The organism is Sphingomonas sanguinis (assembly GCF_001476905.1).
GTDB lineage: Bacteria > Pseudomonadota > Alphaproteobacteria > Sphingomonadales > Sphingomonadaceae > Sphingomonas > Sphingomonas sanguinis_B.
The window spans coordinates 1-849 of sequence record NZ_LDTE01000183.1 but is presented as its reverse complement, the minus strand read 5'-3'; the positions used below and the strand labels follow the sequence as shown (position 1 = coordinate 849).

1 protein-coding gene is annotated in these 849 nt (G+C 68.1%); it reads right to left on the bottom strand.

Annotated features, from left to right (window positions below; genetic code table 11):
* The coding region (locus tag SB4_RS18420) for an L-aspartate oxidase (protein WP_153006343.1) at nucleotides 1–849 on the bottom strand (849 nt) is incomplete at both ends.

The following is an 849-nucleotide window of genomic DNA, read 5'->3' as shown; positions in this document are numbered from 1 at the left end:
TTGATCTCATGGTCGATCGCTCGCGCCACGATATCGCGCGGGGCCAGTTCGGCGCGGGCATCGAAATCGGGCATGAAGCGGTGGCCGGTCTCCGGGATCTTCAGATGCCCGCCCTCGCCACGAACCGCCTCGGTAATCAGGAAATTCTTGACCTGGGTGTTGTAGAGGCAGGTCGGGTGGAACTGCATGAATTCCATGTTCGACACCCGGGCCCCCGCCCGCCACGCCATGGCGATGCCGTCGCCGGTCGCTCCCTTGGGCGCGGTCGAGAATTGATAGGTGCGGCCTGCGCCGCCCGTCGCCAGGATGGTCGCGCGCGCCTTGTGGACTACGACGCGGCCCGTTCGCCGGTCGACCGCATAGATGCCCCAAACATGGCCTGCGCCCGAATAGCGCATCTCGTGACGGCTGGTCGCCAGGTCGATGGCGACCTGATCGGGGACGAGCGTGATGTTGGGATGCGCCTCGGCCGCGCGGAGCAGCGCGTCGAGCACCGCCCAGCCGGTCGCGTCGGCGACATGCACGATGCGCCGATGCGAATGCCCACCCTCGCGCGTCAGGTGGAGCATATTGCCCTCGGTCGCGAAGGGGACGCCGAGCTTCTGCAACCGCTCGATGGCGGCGGGGGCGTTCTCGACCACGAATTCGACGGTGGCGCGGTCGTTCAGCCCCGCGCCCGCGACCATCGTATCCTCGATATGGCTCTCAAACGTGTCGCCGGGTTCGAGGACGGCGGCGATCCCACCCTGCGCCCAGGCGGTCGAGCCTTCGTTCAGCTTGCCCTTGGCCAGCACCGTCACCTTGAACCGGTCGGCCAGGTTCAGCGCCGCGGTCAGCCCGGCCGCGCCC